This window comes from Vitreoscilla sp. C1 (assembly GCF_002951955.2).
Lineage (GTDB): Bacteria > Pseudomonadota > Gammaproteobacteria > Burkholderiales > Neisseriaceae > Vitreoscilla > Vitreoscilla stercoraria.
In genome coordinates this window covers 2,353,065-2,370,014 of the sequence record NZ_CP019644.2, presented here as the reverse complement: position 1 = coordinate 2,370,014, position 16,950 = coordinate 2,353,065, and the positions used below count along the sequence as shown (strand labels likewise).

Below are 16,950 nucleotides of genomic sequence, written 5' to 3'. Positions count from 1 at the left end.
TAAAGTTTCTGCGATTAAATCACTCAAATCAATAAACACCTTGAGCAATCATGGCATCAGCAACTTTGACAAAACCAGCTATGTTAGCGCCATTAACATAGTTAATGAAACCATCTTTTTGCTTACCATAGCGAACGCAGTTGCCATGAATGTCTTTCATAATAGCATGCAAACGTTCATCTACTTCACCATGAGTCCAGTTAAAGCGCAAGCTGTTTTGTGACATTTCCAAACCAGAAGTCGCTACACCACCTGCGTTTGATGCTTTACCTGGTGCATACAAAATTTTCGCATCTACAAATGCGTCTACTGCATCCAATGTTGATGGCATATTAGCACCTTCAGCCACACATTTCACGCCATTTTGAATCAACAATGCTGCATCAGCACCATTCAATTCATTTTGGGTTGCGCATGGCATAGCAATATCCACAGGCACAGCCCAAGGGCGTTGACCTGCAATATATTCAATGCCAGCAACATTGGCTAAGTCAGACAAACGACCACGCTGAACGTTCTTCAAGTCCATAATTTCAGCTAGCATGTCTTCAGAAATGCCATCTTTCACATAAATCATGCCACTTGAATCACTCAAAGTCACCACTTTGGCACCCAATTCAGTGGCTTTTTGCGCTGCATATTGCGCCACATTGCCCGAGCCTGAAACAGAAATAATTTGACCATCCAAATTCATACCACGAGTGCGCAACATTTCTTCAGCAAAATACACATTGCCATAACCTGTTGCTTCAGGACGCACCAAGCTGCCACCGTAAGCCATGCCTTTGCCTGTGAACACACAGCTGGCATCATTGCTCAATTTTTTCATCATACCAGCCATGAAGCCGACTTCACGCGCACCCACGCCAATATCACCTGCAGGAACGTCAGTATTTGAGCCTAAATGACGGTACAATTCCACCATCAAAGCTTGGCAAAAACGCATCACTTCGCCATCACTCTTGCCTTTAGGGTCGAAGTCAGAGCCGCCTTTACCGCCGCCCATAGGCAAAGTGGTCAAAGCATTTTTGAAAGTTTGTTCGAAGCCGAGGAATTTAAGAATCGAGAGATTGACAGATGGGTGAAAGCGCATGCCACCTTTGAAAGGACCGATGGCTGAATTGAATTGAACACGGAAAGCGCGGTTAACTTGAACTTGGTTGTTATCATCGACCCATGCCACTCGGAATTGAATCACACGTTCAGGTTCCACTAAGCGCTCTAATAAACCATGTTCGCCATATTGTGGATTTTTTTCAATGAATGGCCATAAACTGGTCATCACTTCTTTAACGGCTTGCAAAAACTCTGGCTGATTTGAATCTCGAACGGCAACCTGATTCAGGAACTCGTTCACATTGCTATATTTCAAAATGACATCCTTAAAGTGTAACAAGAAAAAAATTCATACAGACTATATCAATGACATCATGATGACAGCTAAACCATGAATACCGACGTATAGGCTCAATTTGAACCTAATTCTAGCACAATCCAGAAAGCAAACAGGTAATTTTTACTGAGTTTTGGCTACTTTAAAGCAAAGAAAAATTTATTTTGAAATAAAGTACCAATACTAAAATATATCTATAAAAAAATGCCAATACTTTTTACAGCCTTGGCATCTGGTACCTATTTTACTATATTGTCATTAAATTCCAAAATAATCTTCAACTCTTGCAATGGTTTCATTAATGAGTTCATCATTGTGCGCCGCAGACATGAAAGAGGCTTCAAACGCAGATGGAGCCAATGCCACGCCTCGATCTAACATGCCATGGAAAAAGCGTTTAAACGCCTCTTGATCGCTGGCTGAAACATCGGAAAAAGTTTGTGGAATGCGATCATTAAAATAAAAACCAAACATGCCGCCAACATATTGACCGCTAAACGGCACGCCTGCTTTATTAGCAGCAGCACGCAAGCCATTGACCAAACGCTCACTGTTGCGATTCAAATGCTCATAAAAGCCGTCACGCTGAATGATTTCCAAAGTTTTTAAGCCTGCGGTGACCGCCAAAGGATTGCCCGATAAAGTGCCTGCTTGATACACACCACCCAAAGGCGAAATACATGCCATGATGTCTTTGCGACCACCAAATGCCGCTAAAGGCATGCCGCCACCAATCACTTTGCCCATTGTCGTTAAATCAGGTGTGATGCCGTGCAACGATTGTGCACCACCCAAAGCCACACGGAAACCCGTCATCACTTCATCGTAAATCAATACCGAACCGTGTTGCTCAGTCAAACCACGCAAGGCTTTTAAGAAATCAGGTGTTGGTTGCACCATGTTCATATTGCCAGCAATCGGCTCCAAAATCACACACGCAATTTCATCACCGATTTTGTCAAATGTGTTTTGCAATTGCTCGATATCGTTGTAAGACAAAACAATAGTATGCTGAGTAAAGTCTTGCGGCACACCTGCTGAACTTGGATTGCCAAATGTCAACAAACCACTGCCCGCTTTCACCAGCAAACTGTCTGAATGACCGTGGTAACAACCTTCAAATTTGATGATTTTATCGCGTCCTGTAAAACCACGCGCCAAGCGAATCGCTGTCATCGTTGCTTCGGTTCCTGAGCTGACCAAACGCACTTGTTCCACGCTAGGCAAAATCTTGATGATTTCTTCTGCAATGCGCACTTCGCCTTCCGTTGGCGCACCAAACGACAAACCATCCAAAGCCACTTCACGCACGGCTTCAATCACTTCAGGATGGGCATGACCGACAATCGCCGGACCCCAAGAGCCCACATAATCGATGTATTGCACATCGGCTTCGTCCCAAACATAAGCGCCTTGTGCTTTTTTAATAAAGCGTGGCACGCCACCGACGCTACCAAACGCACGCACAGGTGAATTCACACCACCAGGAATAACGGCTTTGGCTTGTTCAAATAATTGTTCATTGCGATTCATTGTTTTGATTCCTACTGTGTTTACAGGACGCTTACCACGCACTGTAAGGATGTTGACTCAAATAAGCATTGGTAAAACGACCGTCGTGGGTAATTTCCTCACCCAGCCATTCAGGACGCTCAAACTCAGTGTCTTCCGATGGCAATTCAATTTCTGCCACCACCAAAGGTGCATTGTCGCCAAAATACTCATCTACTTCAAATGTGTGTCCACCAAAATCAATGCAATAACGGTGTTTTTTCATCTTGAACGGACACATATTATCAATGATGCTCAAAGCGTCCTGTAATGGAATGGGGTATTCAAACTCATGGCGTGACACATCAGAAATATACCCTTTTAAAGTCAACCACGCCTCGTCCCCCACCACACGCACACGCATGGTGCGCTCTTTTTCGACGCTCAAATATGCTTGATACAATAATTTAGGCTCAACTTGTCCACGCCAAGCATCGTTTTTCACCAAAAAACGGCGTTCAATTTCAACTGCCATACACATCCTCAAAATGGTTTAAACACCACCAAATACAAAGCCACCGCCAATATTACGGTTGGAATTTCACCATATATACGAAACCAATGTGGCGAATAAATATTTCGCTCTGCACGAAAATCTTGCAACAAACGCCAACAATAAAAATGATAGCCAAGCAAAATCACACCCAATGTGATTTTAGAATGCGACCATCCTTGCCATAAGCTGCCACTCATCAAACTGAATAAACCAAACACCACTGCCAATATCGCCCAAGGTGTCATGAACCGCCATAACTTCTCTGCCATAGCCAACAAACGTTGATACTCACGTTGGGTTTCCGTGGTATGAGGCAGCATGTGTGCCAAATTGACAAACAATCGAGGCAGAGACAACAAACCTGCGAACCAAGAAATCACAAAAAACACATGCAATAGTTTGAACCACAAATACATGTCGCCCCCTTAGCATCAAGCAAAGACTATTCATTAAGTACGTATGTGATCGCGAGCTTGTGGAAACAAACGCCCAGCTTGGTATAACACCAATAAAAAACTTTCCTCTAACCACAATCGCAATTGTTTGCTCTGCGCACTGTCGTTATAACGCGATGTTGGTGTCGGAGCAGTTTGCACATCCATACCCAAATCATCCGCAATAAAATGAGCGCGCGCCAAATGATGTGGATCACTGATGACAATCAAACGCTTCATCTCGCTGCCAAACAACAATTCCCGCGTGTTATACAAATTTTCATATGTGTCGCGCGACTGGCTTTCTAAAATCATGTCAGCTTGTTTGATGCCTTGCTTGCCTGCATAACGCGCCGCCACTGCCGCCTCAGTCGGATAACCTTCCACAGGCGTTCCACCTGTAAAAATCAATTTATCCACCATGCCATCGCGGTAAAGTTTTAAACCATAATTGATGCGCTCTTTGAACACAGGTGATGGATTTTTACCCCAAGCAGCAGCACCAAGCACCACGGCAGCATCCGCCTGTTGCAAAGTTTGCGGCTGCGCATAATGCCACACTTGGTACAAAGCCCAAGTTTGCAATACCAATACCGCCAACACACTCAAATACACACCACGGCGCAGGTAATACCAAAAAGATTTATGCTTGTTCATGACCTTGTTCAGCCAACCAACTCAAAGCCAAAGACGGTGGTCGGCAAATCACCGCATCCTCACCGCATACCAAAATGGGACGCTGTAACAAATGCCGATGCTCAGCCAAAACATTGGCCCAAGCCACATCATCAGCGTCCTGTAAATGTGGCCACGACTCATGTTCATCTTGACTGGCACGCACCAAGGCTGAAACAGGTTGTCCCAAAGCTTTTGCCAAAGACAAAACCGTCTCTGGCGTCAAAACCTGTTCTAAATACAAAATGATTTGCACATCCACCCCTGCTTCTTGCAACAAAGCCAAAGCTTCGCGCGATTTAGAGCATTGAGGATTGTGATAATACTGTTTCATGTTCGCTCTCTTAAGGTTTGGCGGCACTCCACGCGCTGTCCAAACGACTTCCAAAACTTTGTAACTGTTGCTCCGCACTGGTTTGAGCGGCCTGTAAACGGCTAACCTCTGCTTCCAATTGGCTCACACTGCTTTTAGCCGCCTCAAGACGCTGTTGGGCAATCACCAACTGGCTTTGTTTTTCAAGCAATTGGGTTTTGCTCAATTGTATGCTGCTTAAAGCCGTTTGATACGACTTTTGTGCTGACAACAATTCCATTTCAATAGGTGTTTGCGCCACAGCCCAAGTTGTCGCCAACGAGCATACTGCTGCCATCCAATAATGCTTCATTTTCTACCCCTTTGTGTCATTTACTGTGGACACACCAAATCATATTGTTTTTTTGCCGCCGAGCCTGTCGTTACCAAGTTATAACCGACTTGATGACCGAAAGTTTGCTGATTAATCATCACGCCTTTTTGGTTATACAATTCAGTGTCCAAAATACGATAGCTGCGTTCACGACATTGCATTTGATAAGTGCTGACCGCCGTTTTGAACACTGGCACATTCGGCAAAGACTCCAAACGGATATCATCGACCACTGTGCGAGTGCGATACGTCACCACATTGCCATTTTTTTGTATGCTTTGAGTGTCAATTTCATGTTTCACATTTTTATTGGCAGAGTCGCCCAAAGCTTTCCAAGAACCTACTGGACCCACTTGAGAAGTGGTTTGGCAAGCAGACAACATCAAGATTGCCACCACGCCCAATATGCCTAACCAAGGTTTTGATTGTGTCACCATTTATCATCCATCAAAGCATCTATTTAAGGCAATCAGTGTAGCAGCTATTAACTGTCATTAGCAGCTTAAAGCGACTAAAATGATGTTTTCGTCACGGTTGCGCATCACATGAACACCCACGCCTTACAGATTTTACACGACACCTTTGGCTACCAAAATTTCCGTGGTCAACAAGCCGACATTGTCGAATGTGTGGCAACAGGAAACCATGCCATCGTGTTAATGCCAACAGGTGGCGGCAAATCTTTGTGCTACCAAATCCCTGCTTTAATGCGTGCAGGTGTCACCATTGTGGTGTCGCCATTGATTGCGTTAATGGATGACCAAGTCGCCAATTTACAGGCCGCAGGCGTTGCTGCGGCAGCGGTTCACAGTGGCATTCCCTCTGAAAAACTGCATGCCATCGCTCACGACATCCGACAAGGCGTCCTGAAACTGTTATACGTTGCGCCTGAACGTTTGGTGAGCGAGCGTTTTGTGCGTTTTATGCATTCTATCGATATCGGTTTGTTTGCCATTGATGAAGCGCATTGTGTCAGCCAATGGGGGCACGATTTTCGACCTGAATACCAACAATTGGGCTTTTTAGCCCACGAATTCCCACACATTCCTCGCATGGCGTTAACGGCTACCGCAGACGAAGAAACCCGTGCCGACATTCGCCATTATTTACAATTACAGGACGCTCAAACTTTTGTGTCCAGTTTTGACCGTCCCAATATTTTTTACCAAGTCATCGAAAAGAACAATGGTAAAAAACAATTGTTACAATTTATCAAAAGCCAAGGGCATCAAGTCAGCGGCATTGTGTATTGCCTGTCACGCAAACGGGTGGAAGAAGTGGCTTTGCTATTGCAAGAAAATGGTTTCAATGCCATTCCCTACCACGCAGGTTTGGACATGGCTGTTCGTACGCGCCATCAAAAACAATTCAGCCAAGAAGACAATGTGATTGTCGTGGCGACGGTGGCGTTTGGTATGGGCATAGACAAACCCGATGTGCGTTTTGTCGCACATTTGGACATGCCAAAATCCATCGAACATTTTTATCAAGAATCAGGACGGGCAGGACGTGATGGGCTGCCAGCGATTTCTTGGTTGTGTTATGGCTTAAACGATTGGGTATTGCTACGCCAACGCATACAAGACGGCGAAGCCAGCTCAATGCAAAAACAAATCGAATTACAAAAAGTCGATGCGGTCTTGTCTTTGTGCGAAACCGCTACTTGTCGCCGCCAATTGTTATTGGCCCAATTTGACGAAGTTTCAGAGCCTTGTGGCCATTGTGACAATTGTTTGGAAACGCCTGTGCGTTTTGATGCGACCGAATTGGTACAAAAATTATTGTCATGCGTTTATCGCCTCAAACAAAATTGTGCCACTTCCTACGTCATCGATGTTTTACGAGGCAAAGACAGCGATTGGGTGCGCCGCTTAGGTCATGACAAACTGTCTACTTTCAATATTGGTGCGGACTTAAGCGACAAAGAATGGCGTTCGGTTGTGCGCCAATGCGTGGCAGGCGGATTGCTCAGCGTCAATCTCAGCCACAACCAAGCTTTGCAATTGACCGAAGCATCCAAAGCCGTCCTGAAAGGCGAACAACAATTGTGGTTGCGCCCACTCAAACGGGATAAAAAAGCGGTATTGTCTGCGCCTAAAACCACTGTTTTGCGCACCGAACGTCAAGAACGTTTGTGGCAAGCCTTGCGCACTTGGCGCAAAGCGCGTGCGCTGGCGGACAGCGTGCCTGCTTATGTGGTTTTTGCCGACCGTACTTTGGACAGTTTGGTGGAACATGCACCACAAAATTTGGCGCAATTGGATGGCATTTATGGTTTGGGTAGCAGCAAACAAGCCAAATATGGTCAAGAAATTGTCGATTTGTGCGTCAACATTTTACAAAATGATGTCGAACCTAATACCGATATTTTGGCTTGATAATCTGTTGAAAAACAGGGATTATTTGCACATATCATAAAAACACAGCAGACAAAGGGGCGGCATGAAACCATTTTATTGGGCATTAATCACGGCAACATTGACTGTGAGCAGCTGCGCTTCCATGTCGCCAGAAGAATGCATGGTGGCAGATTGGCGCCAAATTGGTTTACAAGATGGCAACGCAGGTTACAACAACCAACAATTGGCACGCCACCAAAAAGCCTGCACCAAGGCCAATATCACACCTGATTTCAACCAATATCGCCTCGGTTATCAAGAAGGTTTGAAAAATTATTGCCAACCGCAAAATGTGTTCAGCCTTGCCATGCAAGGACGCGGCGATATCAACGTGTGCCCTAGCCAACAACAAACCTTGCTTGCGCCTTTTTACCATGTTCCACATGATTATGTAGAGGCCAAAAAAGAGGTTGAGAACCAAATTGAAAACTTAGAACGCATCGACAGACGCTTGCGTGACAAATTGTCTGACGATGAGCGACGCCATTATCATAGTGAAAGACGCAGCGCACATCTGCGTTTGCGCCAAGCCGAGGCCGAATACGACCACCAAGCTTATCGTTTGCGCGATTTCCAACGCATGCACAACGTCTATTAAAACTGAAAACAATAATCAAAAAGCGTCCTGTAATCGTTTACAGGACGCTTTTTCATATCACCGTATCTTAAAAAATACCGGCGACCAATGCTGCTATCAATTGTGAAAATTTCATAATCATGGTCACAACAGGACCCATAATCACCCACAGCAAACCCGTAATCATCAAACCAATTAAAATCCAAGTGCCATAAGGTTCAATCTTTTGAAAGCTTTGTGAGGCTTTGGCAGGCAAAAACGAATCGACAAAACGACCACCATCCAATGGCAAAATCGGCAACATATTCAAAGTAAACAACACCGCATTAATCATAATGCCAATGCTTGCCATCTTCGCCAAACCTTCTTGAAAAGTCATCGGCACCACATAACTGAGTCCCAATATCACTGCCCAAACCAAAGCCATCATCAAATTAGATGCAGGTCCTGCAATCGCCACCATACGCATGCCGACACGCATATTGCGCAAATTGCGAGTTTGTACTGGTACTGGCTTTGCCCAGCCGAAAATAAATGGTGTGAACATGAATGTCAGCAACGGAATGATAATGGTGCCGACCAAATCAATGTGCGCCAATGGATTCAAAGTCAAACGACCCAATTGTTCGGCAGTGCGGTCACCATAATGACGCGCCATATAGCCATGTGAAGCCTCGTGTACGGTTAAAGCCAACAAGACAGGCACAATCGCCAGTAAAAAAATCCCCAAATCAAACGACTGAAACATGTTTTTCCTTCAATTTAAAAACCAAACAAAGACACATCACCTTTGCCTGCACGCAGTAATTGAGTACCTTCACTCATGTCTATGACTGTAGTCGGCTCAGTCCCGCACCAACCACCATCAATAATCAAATCCACATGATGATCCAAACGCTCACGAATGTCATAAGCATCGGTCAAAGGCTCATCGTCTTCAGGCAGCATCAAAGTACAACTGAGCAAAGGCTCACCCAACTGAGCCACAATCGCACTGACAATGGCATGCTCAGGCACACGCAAACCAATGGTTTTGCGCTTAGGATGCATGGTACGCGCAGGTACTTCTTTGGTTGCGGTTAAAATAAATGTGTAACTACCTGGTGTGGCAGCTTTGAGCAAGCGAAATTGGGCATTGTCCACACGAGCATACGCCCCCAATTCACTCAAATCATGACACAGCAACGTAAAATGATGGTGTTTGTCCAGACGACGTATGGCTTGAATGCGCTCCATCGATTTTTTGTTACCCAAAGCACACACCAAAGCATAACAAGAATCGGTCGGCACCACCGCTACCGCACCGCCACGAATCAACTCCGCCGCTTGATGCACCAAACGCTCTTGCGGATTATCAGGATGGATGGTCAAAAATTGTGCCATAAGATGTCTTCCTTTTTGATGATGGTGTGTCTAATTGGCAAATCAAGCTTTCAATTCAAAATCACAAACCAATAGCAGCATCACACCGAAAAACCAACTGGTTGCTGTAAGCCAGCGTTTTTTTCGAACAGTTACAGGCATTTGCTCTGCACCCAATAGCCCCGAATCAAACGCCTCGGCTTTGCCGCTAAGGATGATCAACCATCCCTTGATTTTTATAGGACGCTATGAACAAAACCAGTGCGGTCAATCATGGGATTAAAAATACCAAGCCCAATTTATCCCAACCAGATTATTGCCCATCAAACACATAAAATAACGCCAACAAAATGGTGAAAATCTTGTACCCATATTGCCATGCGCATCTGCTCATCGTGTCATTTCCATGACCGCAAAATGATTATGCTGCTTTGTCAAACAACTCCCAAATGGGCTTGCAAATCGGTGGCAATGGTGGCGGCACACCCAATTGTCCGCCTTCGTTGACGCCATGGTAATCGCTGCCAACGCTTGCGTACAATTCAAATCGTTCAGCCAACAAAGCGTAATTCAAACGCTCGCTCAAACTGTGTGAGCTCGATGCAACTTCAATACCGATGCCACCCGCTTCTTTAAATTCGCCTATCATTTCGCGCATTTTGGTGGCGCTCATGTCGTAACGTGCAGGATGTGCAATCACGGCCACCCCGCCTGCATCGACAATCCATTTTACAGCGTCCTGTAAACTGGCCCATTCGTGTTTGACATAAGCTGGCTTGCCATCGCCCAAGTATTTTTTGAATGCCTGCTGCATGTTTTTAACGTGCCCCGCTTGCACCAAAAACCGTGCCAAATGCGCTCGTCCAACGCTGTCGGGGCTACCAGCCAAAGCCAAAGCGCCTTCATATGCGCCTGCAATACCTTTTTTGTCCAACTTTTCCGCCATCAATTGCAAACGACTGATGCGTCCACTGCGCAAAGTATCCAAAGCGGCCTGAAATTCAGGCACATCGTCACGCATGTTCAAACCCACAATGTGAATGACTTTGTTATTCCAAGTCACAGACACTTCCACACCATTGATAAATGGCAAACCCAAACGCGCAGCTTCCGCCCGAGCCACAGGCAAACCCGTTAAGGTATCGTGGTCGGTCAAAGCCAACATTTTGGCACCATTTTGATGCGCCAAGCGCACCACCTCCACAGGCGGCAAAGAACCATCCGACACATTGGAATGACAATGTAAATCAATGTTCATCAGCAATGTCCTTTTCATTTGCCACTTGGTTTTTCAATTGCAATTGCTGCGCATCATAAGCGGCTTTGTCACGGTAATACATATTCCAGACACATACATCACCACAATCGCTGCCACAACATTCCCAATCTTCAGGCATGACAGGTTCGGGCAATAACTCGCTCATGCCATTGCACTTTTAGTGACCACAATCGTGACATTAAATTCAGGCATGGTAATGGTTTCGCCATCTTTAATTTTAGCGGTTTTACGGATTTCGACCTGACCATTGCGCAAAACCAATCCATCGCTAATCAAAGCTTTCGCTTGACCACCACTTTCGGCTGCGCCTGTAATTTTCAATAAATCACACAAAGCAATGTGCTGTTGTTCTAATAAATCAAAGGTTTCGTTCATTTTTTATTCTTTCATTTCGTATCAAGCTATTTTACGCCAAAAAACCCCTTCATGCGCTTGTCGTCAATTATTGACCGATTAATTCACACAACTTGTTCTGCTCAAGCAATGCTGACATCATTTCCAACTTCACTCAAACGCCGTACCTTGAATCCATCATTATCTTATGCATCAAGTCTATTACAACCGCTCTATGCTCTTGACTGCCTTGTTGCCCATGTTATTGATTATGGTCAGCAGTGTGTATTTGATTTTAGATGGCGCAGATGTGGCGCGTGAACGGTTTTTGTTTGGCGTTTTACAATCTCCTTATTTTTTTTATCCCATCATTGGCATCATTGCCATCACCTTTGCCCAATATTCTTCCAAACCCTTATACAAATTGCTGCGTAAAAAACCTGCTTTGCGCTGGGGGAAAGCTGGCATTACCTTGGCAAATGGCAGCCGTGTGGCATGGATGGCGATTCAATGCATACACATGCAACAACACAAAAACCAAACCTATATTTTGATTTTTTTAGATGCGCCCTTGGCGTTTATAGACATGCAATACAAATACCGCCAAGTAGACGCTCGCCAACACTGGAAACGTTTCCAAACACCTGTTGCCATCTGTTGCAATGAATTGGATATAGACGCTCAAGTATTGTTAAAAACGTTACAATCGCTGCATCAAAAAAACCATTCGTAATCCTCTTATGCTCAAAACTTTGGCTTTGTTTTTTCTCACTGCGCTCATGGAAATTTTAGGCTGTTTTTTGCCTTATATTTGGCTCAGACAAAATGGTTCTGTGTGGTTATTGGTGTTAGGCGCGGCGGCTTTGTGTGCGTTTGTGTATTTATTGAGTTTGCATCCGACGGCTTCAGGACGCGTGTATGCCGCTTATGGTGGCGTGTACGTCATCAGTGCGTTGTTGTGGTTGCAATGGGTAGACAAAGTAACATTACAATGGAGTGATTGGTTGGGAGCTGGTGTGATTTTAACCGGCGTTTTGTTAATTATTGCGCCGTGGCAAAGTTAAAAATAAGCGTCCTGTAAACCTTACAGGACGCTTCAAAACCTTTTACATCATTTGAATTTTTTCAATCCAAGCTTGTTTGGTCGATTCAGGCAAAAACGATGCTATAAATGAATTGACACACAATTGTTTGATTTCAGCCGCAGTCAAATCCAGAGCCTCAGCAATGGCGATGAAATTGTCATTCACATAACCGCCAAAATAAGACGGATCATCCGAATTGACCGTCACCATCACACCTTGCGCCAGCAAGCGACGAATATTGTGTTCACGCATGTCTGACACCACGCACAATTTCAAATTGCTCAACGGACAAACGGTCAACGGCATTTTGTCGTCAATCAAACGTTGCATCAATTTGGAATCTTCTTCTGAACGCACACCATGATCAACACGATTGACTTGCAACACATCCAAAGCTTGCCACACATATTCAGGCGGTCCTTCTTCGCCTGCATGCGCCACAATCAAAAAGCCCTCAGCACGCGCTTTGGCAAACACACGCGCAAACTTTTCAGGTGGATGACCCACTTCGCTAGAATCCAAACCCACGCCAATAATATCGTCTTTGAATGGCAAAGCTTGTTCTAAAGTGGCCAATGCCGCCTCTTCGCTCAAATGGCGCAAGAAGCACATAATCAAATGCGAGCTGATATTGAGTTTTTCTTGTGCATCATCACAAGCACGTTTTAAACCTTTCAGGACGGTTTCAAACGCGATGCCACGATCGGTATGAGTTTGTGGGTCGAAAAAGATTTCAGTATGCACCACATGGTCTTGCGCACATTTTTCAAAATACGCCCACGCCAAATCGTAAAAATCTTGCTCGTGTACCAACACTTTAGCACCCGCATAATAAATGTTTAAAAAAGACTGCAAATTGTGAAAATCATACGCTTGGCGCACTTCTTCAACATTTTGATAAGGAATTTCAATGCCGTTGCGCTGAGCAATGGCAAACATCAATTCAGGCTCAAACGTGCCTTCAATGTGAACGTGTAATTCTGTTTTGGGCAAGGTTTGAATCAAAGAATGGGTGCTCATAAGGCGATACTCCAAATAAAAAAAACGCAAAAACACCGTTTTGCGTCCCCTTGTTATTCAATAATGCTTGTCGGTTATTGTAAATAGGCTTCATCCATTTGGTAATATTCAGACCGCTCCCACACCACCAAGACGGCAACCTCGTCACCAACAGCGACAACAGGTTTTTTAACCAATGGATTGCTGACAAACACATGTAGTTTACCACTGTTTGGATGCAGCCAATGAGCGGTGACTTCATATTGTGTTTTATAGTTGCCATCACCTTCTTTGCGCTGCCATTGTCGTATGCTTTGCACTTGCGCCATCACTGTCACACCTTTTTCAAGTGCTTGTTTTTGTGCTTGGTATTTGGGTAACAATATCAACCCGATTAACAAACCCAACACCAAAGCCATCAACCAAGTGATGGGATGCGGTACAATAAGCACCAATAACACGCAGCCGAACAATAACAATACGGCAATTATCAAGACCACTAACACGGCCATTCCTTCATGAAGAGGCGGCCTGAAAGACCACAAATACATGAGTTTACTGGACGATTTACGGTGGCGCTATGCCGCCAAGCATTTAAACGGCAACACTGTCCCACAGCAAGATGTTGATGATATTGTTGAAGCCGCACGCCTTGCGCCTTCTTCTTCAGGTTTACAACCGTATCACGTGTTTGTGATTCGCAATCCTGAATTACTCGCTCAATTGTCACAATGCGTTTATGGCAACCAACAAGTGAAAAACTGTTCGCCTTTATTGGTGTTTGCCGCTTGGAATACGTATACCGAAGCGCGCATCAACGAAGTCTTTGAACTGCAAAACCGTGTTCGCAACGTGCCCGACAGTTTGACCGATGCATACCGCACCCGTTTGATTGCCCAAGTAGCCAAACAAGATTTAAGCGAACACCGCCATCATGCCGACAAACAAGCGTTTTTAGCAGCGATGTGTGCGATGAATGCCGCTGCCGAACGCCGCATTGATTGCACGCCGATGGAGGGTTTTGAAGCAGACAAAGTTGATGCGATTTTGGGATTGGCTGAGTTGGATTTGCACGCCGCTTTGCTATTGCCGCTAGGTTATCGTGATGAAGAGGTGGATTGGTTATTAAAACTGCCCAAATACCGCCGCAACAGTGCAGATTTCATCACCCATTTAGATTGATTTTTGCCATGATGAAGCGTCCTGTAAATGTTACAGGACGCTTTTTTCATGTTTACAAATATTGCAATAACTGTGACAAAGCCGAAATTTGATAAGTCGGCTCTATATCCACATGCAAATGGTTTTGCTTAGGGTTATACCAACACATGTCCATGCCACTGTTCAAAGCACCAACCATGTCCGCTTCAACACTGTCACCAACAAACAAAACCTCATCCGCCGCCAAACCGCTGCGCTGCAAACAAGTTTCAAAAAAACGCGCATCGGGTTTTTCATAACCGATGTCACTGGAAATATACAAATCGGTAAAATATGGCAACAATTGCGCTTGATTCAAACGCTTGGTTTGCAAAGCCAACATGCTGTTAGACGCGGCATAAATCGGGCGTGTCGCACTCACTTGCTGCACCAACTCCAAAGCACCATGTTCCAATACACTTTGTTGAGACAAATTATTTTGATGACTGAGCGTCACCGCTGTCGCATCCAAATCTTGCCAATTCATCGCCTCAAAAAACAGACCAAAACGGCTGTTAATGACTTCATGTACTTTCATTAAGCCTTGTTTTTGCTTGGCCCACAAACCATCGTTCAATTCGGTGAACACCGTTTGCGCTTGCTCATCCCATAACAATTCATAATCGGCAAAAGTTTGCTGCAAAGCACGTTTGCCGCTTTGCCCAAAATTGAGCAAGGTATCGTCTATATCAAAAAAGACCGCTTGGTAAGCCATGTTTTGCATCCTTTTTACTGCATCAAAAAAAGCGTCCTGTAATTTACAGGACGCTTATTATCACGCTTCGGTCACCAATTTGCGCGCATACGTCTTTTCGCAATAATGACAACGAAGTTTCACATCGCCGTCTTTGCTTTTGACTTTGAAACGGCTCAAAACAGGCTCTTTGTGTGAGGCACAATTGGCGTTTGGACAACGAAACAAGCCTTGGATTTGCTCAGGCAACTGCAAATTCAATTTTTCTGCCACTTCGTAATTGCGAATGACGTTGACGGTGGCGTTTGGTGCAAAAAAGGCCAAGCGGTTGGCTTGTTCGGCGTTGAAATGCACGTTTTCCACTTTGATGATGTCTTTGTGGCCCATGTCTTGGCTGGTCAAATTAAAACCCACCGTCACCCGTTCGCCCAAATCATTCAAACCAAACTGCTTCAAAATCACCAAGCCTTGTCCGGCTGGAATGTGGTCGATGACGGTGCCATCACAAATGGCTTCGACATTGCGTTGGTGGATGGTCATGCTGGCAACTCCTCATTCAAAACCGCAGACAACAAAGCTTGGCGCGCAAACACGCCATTTTTCGCTTGTTCAAAATAATACGCATGAACGGTTTCGTCCACATCAGGATGAATTTCGTCCACGCGTGGCAACGGGTGCATGATGCGCATATTGGCTCTCACATGCGCCAGCATGGCCGCTTTCAACACATACAAACCTTGGATTTTCAAAAATTCTTGCTCATCAAAACGCTCACGTTGCACCCGCGTCATGTAAACGATGTCGGCCAAATTCAAAGCTTCTTCAAAGCTTTCAATCACATGGTAAGCGCAGCCTTTTTCGTCCAACTCTTCGGTAATGTAATCGGGCATTGCCAATTGTGGCGGCGCAACGAAATAAAACGTATTGTTCCAATTGCTCAGAGCTTGTGCCAAAGAATGCACAGTGCGGCCGTATTTCAAATCACCGACCAACACAATGTTCAAACCTTCCAAACGACCTTGGGTTTCAAAAATCGTCATCAAATCGAGTAAAGTTTGCGAAGGATGTTGGTTGGTGCCATCGCCTGCATTGATCACTGGCACAGAAGAAAATTCACTCATCACACGAGCAGCACCATCTTGATTGTGCCGCACTACCATTGCATCGGCATAACCTGCAATAATGCGCGCTGTGTCTGCCAGAGTCTCGCCTTTTTTGGCGCTCGTATTGGCGCCATCAGCAAAACCAATCACATCCGCACCCAAACGATGTGCCGCAGTTTCAAACGACAAGCGTGTGCGAGTAGAAGGCTCAAAAAAACAAGTTGCGACCAACTTGTTGTCCAATAAATGTGGTTGTGGATGTTGCTTCAGATGCAAAGCGGTTTTGACCAATTGCGTCAAGGTATCGGTAGACAAATCAGCCACCGAAATGACGTGTTGGCGATAGAGCGGGTTAGACATGGCGTTCCTCTAAGGCAATGTGACAGCGACCCAATCGCTGCGCAAACGGCGGTAATGATACGCTCAATCGGCTTGGCTTAAAAGGCTCAAATTCTATCAGAGGCACTGTGAAACACATGCTTTCAACATCTGATTGCCGTCGTACAAAAGCAAGTCAACCAACACCATGCCCAACGATATCGGTCTTTTAAACTGAAATGAATCCATACCCCATCCACACAATCCCAAAAGCTGACAATGGTTGCTTCCCTATTTTTACATTAAAATCCATACTGAATGATTCATTTGGCTTGTTGAAATTCCAATAAAAATCAACCAACAACC

General features: G+C 45.0%; 23 protein-coding genes. 5 read left to right on the top strand and 18 right to left on the bottom strand.

What is annotated here, in order from left to right:
- Positions 1-28: 28 nt before the first annotated feature.
- From gdhA to ADP71_RS11565, 8 genes are all read right to left on the bottom strand, one after another.
- The gene (gdhA, locus tag ADP71_RS11600; protein ID WP_216604013.1) at positions 29-1,372 is read right to left on the bottom strand and encodes an NADP-specific glutamate dehydrogenase; all 1,344 of its coding nucleotides are present in this window, start codon (positions 1,370-1,372) and stop codon (positions 29-31) included.
- A 279-nt stretch (positions 1,373-1,651) separates the two neighbouring features.
- Positions 1,652-2,926 (bottom strand): glutamate-1-semialdehyde 2,1-aminomutase, encoded by a 1,275-nt coding sequence (gene hemL, locus ADP71_RS11595; RefSeq protein WP_171461170.1) that lies wholly within the window; start codon positions 2,924-2,926, stop codon positions 1,652-1,654.
- Between the two features lie 31 nt (positions 2,927-2,957).
- Positions 2,958-3,419: a CYTH domain-containing protein gene (locus ADP71_RS11590; RefSeq protein WP_171461169.1), complete on the bottom strand. Its 462-nt coding sequence runs from the start codon at positions 3,417-3,419 to the stop codon at positions 2,958-2,960.
- A gap of 8 nt (positions 3,420-3,427) precedes the next feature.
- Positions 3,428-3,856 (bottom strand): CopD family protein, encoded by a 429-nt coding sequence (locus ADP71_RS11585; RefSeq protein ID WP_104932228.1) that lies wholly within the window; start codon positions 3,854-3,856, stop codon positions 3,428-3,430.
- Positions 3,857-3,889: 33 nt separating this feature from the next.
- Positions 3,890-4,531 carry a YdcF family protein gene (locus ADP71_RS11580; protein ID WP_104932227.1) on the bottom strand — a complete coding sequence of 214 codons (642 nt, stop codon included), beginning with the start codon at positions 4,529-4,531 and terminating at the stop codon, positions 3,890-3,892.
- Positions 4,518-4,883, bottom strand: a complete 366-nt coding sequence (locus tag ADP71_RS11575) for an ArsC/Spx/MgsR family protein (RefSeq protein ID WP_019958540.1) — start codon at positions 4,881-4,883, stop codon at positions 4,518-4,520. Before ADP71_RS11575 ends, ADP71_RS11580 begins: the two co-directional genes overlap by 14 nt.
- Positions 4,884-4,893: 10 nt before the next feature.
- The gene (locus ADP71_RS11570) at positions 4,894-5,214 is read right to left on the bottom strand and encodes a hypothetical protein (RefSeq protein ID WP_019958541.1); all 321 of its coding nucleotides are present in this window, start codon (positions 5,212-5,214) and stop codon (positions 4,894-4,896) included.
- A 20-nt stretch (positions 5,215-5,234) separates the two neighbouring features.
- The gene (locus ADP71_RS11565; RefSeq protein WP_171461168.1) at positions 5,235-5,672 is read right to left on the bottom strand and encodes a surface-adhesin E family protein; all 438 of its coding nucleotides are present in this window, start codon (positions 5,670-5,672) and stop codon (positions 5,235-5,237) included.
- A gap of 108 nt (positions 5,673-5,780) precedes the next feature.
- On the opposite strand from ADP71_RS11565, the gene recQ reads away from it, so the two are divergent.
- Both recQ and ADP71_RS11555 read left to right on the top strand, forming a co-directional pair.
- Positions 5,781-7,613, top strand: coding sequence for a DNA helicase RecQ (gene recQ / locus ADP71_RS11560; protein ID WP_019958543.1), 1,833 nt, complete (start codon positions 5,781-5,783; stop codon positions 7,611-7,613).
- Between the two features lie 64 nt (positions 7,614-7,677).
- Entirely contained in the window at positions 7,678-8,232 is a 555-nt protein-coding gene (locus ADP71_RS11555; RefSeq protein ID WP_104932223.1) for a DUF2799 domain-containing protein, read from the top strand.
- Between the two features lie 67 nt (positions 8,233-8,299).
- On the opposite strand, the gene ADP71_RS11550 is transcribed toward ADP71_RS11555, so the two are convergent.
- The 5 genes from ADP71_RS11550 to ADP71_RS11530 all read right to left on the bottom strand — a co-directional run bounded on the left by ADP71_RS11550 (position 8,300) and on the right by ADP71_RS11530 (position 11,227).
- Positions 8,300-8,959, bottom strand: coding sequence for a site-2 protease family protein (locus tag ADP71_RS11550; RefSeq protein WP_171461167.1), 660 nt, complete (start codon positions 8,957-8,959; stop codon positions 8,300-8,302).
- Positions 8,960-8,973: 14 nt separating this feature from the next.
- On the bottom strand, positions 8,974-9,594 hold the full coding sequence (locus ADP71_RS11545) for an L-threonylcarbamoyladenylate synthase (protein WP_171461166.1): 621 nt from the start codon (positions 9,592-9,594) through the stop codon (positions 8,974-8,976).
- A gap of 400 nt (positions 9,595-9,994) precedes the next feature.
- Positions 9,995-10,831: a PHP domain-containing protein gene (locus tag ADP71_RS11540; RefSeq protein WP_104932222.1), complete on the bottom strand. Its 837-nt coding sequence runs from the start codon at positions 10,829-10,831 to the stop codon at positions 9,995-9,997.
- Complete coding sequence (locus tag ADP71_RS11535; RefSeq protein WP_019958548.1) at positions 10,821-10,997, bottom strand: oxidoreductase-like domain-containing protein; 177 nt, start codon at positions 10,995-10,997, stop codon at positions 10,821-10,823. Before ADP71_RS11535 ends, ADP71_RS11540 begins: the two co-directional genes overlap by 11 nt.
- On the bottom strand, positions 10,994-11,227 hold the full coding sequence (locus ADP71_RS11530; protein ID WP_019958549.1) for an RNA-binding S4 domain-containing protein: 234 nt from the start codon (positions 11,225-11,227) through the stop codon (positions 10,994-10,996). The genes ADP71_RS11535 and ADP71_RS11530 overlap by 4 nt, the downstream gene beginning before the upstream one ends.
- Before the next feature lie 166 nt (positions 11,228-11,393).
- Between ADP71_RS11530 and ADP71_RS11525 the strand changes: the two genes are divergently transcribed.
- Positions 11,394-11,918 (top strand): hypothetical protein, encoded by a 525-nt coding sequence (locus ADP71_RS11525; RefSeq protein ID WP_019958550.1) that lies wholly within the window; start codon positions 11,394-11,396, stop codon positions 11,916-11,918.
- Between the two features lie 7 nt (positions 11,919-11,925).
- Positions 11,926-12,249, top strand: a complete 324-nt coding sequence (locus ADP71_RS11520; RefSeq protein ID WP_171461165.1) for a YnfA family protein — start codon at positions 11,926-11,928, stop codon at positions 12,247-12,249.
- A 42-nt stretch (positions 12,250-12,291) separates the two neighbouring features.
- Here the strand turns inward: ADP71_RS11520 and ADP71_RS11515 are convergent, their stop codons facing one another.
- Positions 12,292-13,290: an adenosine deaminase gene (locus tag ADP71_RS11515; RefSeq protein ID WP_104932217.1), complete on the bottom strand. Its 999-nt coding sequence runs from the start codon at positions 13,288-13,290 to the stop codon at positions 12,292-12,294.
- Between the two features lie 74 nt (positions 13,291-13,364).
- On the bottom strand, positions 13,365-13,775 hold the full coding sequence (locus ADP71_RS11510; protein WP_051083019.1) for a hypothetical protein: 411 nt from the start codon (positions 13,773-13,775) through the stop codon (positions 13,365-13,367).
- A 43-nt stretch (positions 13,776-13,818) separates the two neighbouring features.
- Here ADP71_RS11510 and ADP71_RS11505 point away from each other — a divergent pair, with 43 nt between their 5' ends.
- Entirely contained in the window at positions 13,819-14,451 is a 633-nt protein-coding gene (locus ADP71_RS11505; RefSeq protein ID WP_104932215.1) for a nitroreductase family protein, read from the top strand.
- A 52-nt stretch (positions 14,452-14,503) separates the two neighbouring features.
- Here the strand turns inward: ADP71_RS11505 and ADP71_RS11500 are convergent, their stop codons facing one another.
- Genes ADP71_RS11500 through pyrB form a run of 3 tightly spaced genes read right to left on the bottom strand, consistent with a single transcriptional unit; the run spans position 14,504 to position 16,626 of the window.
- Positions 14,504-15,184 (bottom strand): YjjG family noncanonical pyrimidine nucleotidase, encoded by a 681-nt coding sequence (locus ADP71_RS11500; RefSeq protein ID WP_040755808.1) that lies wholly within the window; start codon positions 15,182-15,184, stop codon positions 14,504-14,506.
- 60 nt (positions 15,185-15,244) lie between these two features.
- Positions 15,245-15,703, bottom strand: coding sequence for an aspartate carbamoyltransferase regulatory subunit (pyrI, locus tag ADP71_RS11495; RefSeq protein WP_104932214.1), 459 nt, complete (start codon positions 15,701-15,703; stop codon positions 15,245-15,247).
- Positions 15,700-16,626 carry an aspartate carbamoyltransferase gene (gene pyrB / locus ADP71_RS11490; RefSeq protein ID WP_104932213.1) on the bottom strand — a complete coding sequence of 309 codons (927 nt, stop codon included), beginning with the start codon at positions 16,624-16,626 and terminating at the stop codon, positions 15,700-15,702. Before pyrB ends, pyrI begins: the two co-directional genes overlap by 4 nt.
- Positions 16,627-16,950 lie beyond the last annotated feature (324 nt).